Origin of the sequence: Dysgonomonas sp. Marseille-P4677, assembly GCF_016652235.1 — a bacterium.
Lineage (GTDB): Bacteria > Bacteroidota > Bacteroidia > Bacteroidales > Dysgonomonadaceae > Dysgonomonas.
This window is the reverse complement of sequence record NZ_JAEPKU010000213.1, coordinates 1-3565: the sequence shown is the minus strand read 5'-3', so window position 1 is coordinate 3565 and position 3565 is coordinate 1. Positions and strand designations below refer to the sequence as shown.

Sequence of the window (3565 nt, the reverse complement as noted above, 5' to 3'; positions counted from 1 at the left end):
GATTTACAGTCTAAAATTAGTTTAAATAATTTCTATATACAATTCTCAAATCTATAAATATACCTCTTGTTGTAATCGGATATCTTTGGACGAAGCACCTATCATGAATATGTATTTACCTTTAGGTATTACGAATTGATTACTTTTTTCATCCCAATATCTCAAATCCTTCTTATCTAGTTTCATTTCTATCTTTTGAATCTTTCCTTTTGCTATTCTATTCCGTTCAAAACCTTTTAACTGTTTGATTGGCATAATAGTACCTGAGTCCGGTAATTTGATGTATAGTTGGGCAACTTCGTCACCATCCTGTTTCCCTACGTTTTGGATATCGAAACTTACATTGAAATAATTATCTTTCTCTTCGATGTTCAATTTTTTATAAGCAAACTTAGTATAGCTAAGACCATAACCAAAGGGATAAAGAGGTTTTTCTTTAAAATACTGATAAGTGCGTCCTTTGGTGACATCGTAGTCATCGAAAGGTGGGAGTTGATCCAATGATTTATAATAGGTGAGTGGTAATCTTCCGGCAGGGTTATAATCACCAAACAATACTTCTGCGACAGCTGTACCTCCTTGTTCACCCGGATACCATGCATTCACTATTGCCGGAATATTATCATTGATCCAGTTGATAGCTAAAGAACTTCCTGCAACCAGAACTACAATTGTATTAGGATTTATTTTATAGATCTCTTTTATAAATTCTTCCTGATCCTTTGGCAGACTAATGTCATTACGATCTTGTCCTTCTCTTTCGATACTCTTGTTAATGCCTAGAACAGCAATTGTCATATCGCTATTACGGGCAGCCTTACCGGCCTCACCGTATAAATCTATCACTTTTCTGTTTTTAGCATCAGGAGCTTTCCAATATAGTTTGGCTACAGTTTCGCCGCCATCGTCAAAATATTCGACAGCAATATTGTAGTCTTTTCCAGCTTCCATCCATATCTTGACAGTGTCTGTGGCTACTCCTCTTTTTTTCCAGTATTCGGTTATCGTTTTTCCATCTATTGTCAGGCGTCCACCGTCATCTGTTGCAAGGCCCATCATATACTCACCCGATACGGCAGGCCTTAATTTTCCTGTCCATCGAATAGATAGTGGAGACTTAGGGAGAAAAGGGTCCGGCGCTTGATTGGCAGGCTCGAAATTTACCCACTCATCTTGGCGAACTTTGGGTTTTCCTTGTAAATCTTTGTTCGTGAAATATTCAGCTTTAAGTCCTTCCGGAAAGAACTCACGTGATATTATCTCATATCCGTCTCTGGACGATTGCCAAGGAGCATGTATAATCTTTACTTTGTTATCGACACGTTTTTTTATCCCATCTAATATAGAAACAGATGGATTAACAGGAGTACCACTATAGTCTCCAAATTCGCAATTAGCAGCATTAATACCTATTACAGCAATAGATTTTATTTTATTCAGGTTGATAGGTAGTGTATTATTGTCGTTTTTTAGTAAAACAATACTTTGACGAGCTGCTTCCAAAGCCAGAACTTGATGTTTAGGAGAACCTACTATAGAAGGTGATATTTTATTGTAAGGATTACTATCCTTATTATCGAATAATCCAAGTCGCATTCTTGCGGTTAGGACATGAGATGCAGCCGAGTCTATGTCCGCATCCGATACCATGCCCTGCTTATAGGCATTTAATAACGGTTTGATATACACATCGTCTCCGCACTCAAGGTCTAAGCCTGCTTTTATAGATAGGGTTGCAGCGGCTTCTTTTGTTTTCACATATTTGTGAGCACTAACTAATAGGCTGGGGCCACCACAGTCGGATACGACATACCCCCTAAAGCCCCAATCTCCACGTAGTACTTTTTGTATCAACCATGTATTCAATGTACATGGAACATCGTTTAGAGCATTGTAAGCAGTCATTATAGAGGCTGCTTGTCCGTCGATAATACATTTTTCGAAGGCCGGCAAATAATATTCCCTTAGTTGCTTTTCCGAGACATGAGGATTGGCAACAAAGCGATTGTGTTCTTCGTTGTTGACAGCGAAATGTTTAGGGGTGGATACTATTTTAAGATATCTAGGGTCGTTTCCTTGCAATCCTTTGACAAATTGTGTACCCAGAACTCCGGACAAGTAAGGATCTTCTCCATAAGTTTCGGGGGTACGTCCCCAACGAGGGTCACGTGCCATGTTTACAGTAGGTGACCAGAAAGTGAGTAGATCGCTGAACTGATTCAACTGTTTTTTTCCTTGTTCCAACTCATTCCATCGGCCACGGGCTTCGTCCGATATTACTGTTGCAATTTCGTAATGTAGTTTTTTATTCCACATACTTGCCAGCCCTATAGCTTGAGGGAATACGGTGAAAGAGCCCGGTCTTACTACTCCATGCAGGGACTCATTGCCATGATAATATTTGTCTATATTCATTCTGGGGATTCCCGGTGAGGTGGCTCTCAATAAGCTGATTTTTTCTTCTACGGTCAACTTCGATAGTAAATCCTTTACTCGCACATCTATCGGGGCTCCCTCGTCTAAATATACATTTCTCTGTGCTATAATTGATACAGAGAAAGCAAATGTAATACAGATAGTTATAAAAAAAATCTTGGAAAATGTCGTCATTACTAATTAATTATATTTTGATATTTAACGTAAATATACAAAGAGAGTTTAGACAATATTATATCCAAACTCTCTTTATTTTTAATTATTATTTAAGTTCAATGGTCTGGGTAAAATTATATCGTTTTTGGGGGTTGTCAGTTCTTGCTCCCACTCGTAGATAATATGTTTTTCCCGATTCAAGTCCTGTTACTACTTGCTTAAAAGTAGTTTGTAAAACCTCAGTATCATTGATTTCTTTTAGATTAATTATTGGGCTCAGATTACTGGTGAAAATATTATTACCAACATTCGGATTGGTTGATACAAATACCCTGGTATCCAATATTTTGTCACCTTCTTTCATTCTGGACAGAGTGTAAGTCACTTCTACCGATGTTCCATCAATCTTCTTAATTTCAGGTTTTGAAATAGAAAGATAGGGTATAACCGAAAAATCGACAGTTGTAACGCCGTTGATCTCCACAGTCTTTTTTTCGACAGGAAAAAATGCGCCTTCAACCGGTGTTACCTCATACGTTCCTTTGAATATTCTTTTATTAAAGAATGTTCCATCAGCCTTTCCTGCAAAGTGTTCATTCTGAGGGGTATCACTCCAGCTTATTTCAGCTAATTTTATTCTGAAACCATTTGGCTGTTCTGTAATAAGCGGATTACCTGTTGACTCGTCAATAAGTTTCCCTTGCAAGGTTTCTTTCGGCTCTTCGTAATTATCTATATCATCGCATGCAGCAAATGAGAATAAAGCGATCAAGAGCAGCAAGTGTACAATTTTTTTTGTCATCATTATTAGTGGTATTTTCAAAATTAATAACCAGGATTTTGTTCTAATTTACCATTTTTATCTCTTTCAGAGTCTGGTATTTTTGAATAATAAACTTTAGGATCGAATGTATATTTACCTCCTACATATTCTTTTTTGAATATATATTTACCTTCATTAAATATATAATAG

At 37.2% G+C, this 3565-nt stretch carries 3 protein-coding genes; all 3 read right to left on the bottom strand.

All coding sequences use genetic code 11. From position 1 onward, the window contains the following. Nucleotides 1-51: 51 nt before the first annotated feature. Entirely contained in the window at nt 52-2610 is a 2559-nt protein-coding gene (locus tag JGH11_RS19320) for a glycoside hydrolase family 3 C-terminal domain-containing protein (RefSeq protein WP_201114525.1), read from the bottom strand. 88 nt (nt 2611-2698) lie between these two features. After that, nucleotides 2699-3397, bottom strand: coding sequence for a DUF3823 domain-containing protein (locus JGH11_RS19315; RefSeq protein WP_201114523.1), 699 nt, complete (start codon nt 3395-3397; stop codon nt 2699-2701). Nucleotides 3398-3417: 20 nt separating this feature from the next. After that, nucleotides 3418-3558, bottom strand: a complete 141-nt coding sequence (locus JGH11_RS20645) for a RagB/SusD family nutrient uptake outer membrane protein (RefSeq protein WP_370567637.1) — start codon at nt 3556-3558, stop codon at nt 3418-3420. Between the last annotated feature and the right edge of the window lie 7 nt (nt 3559-3565).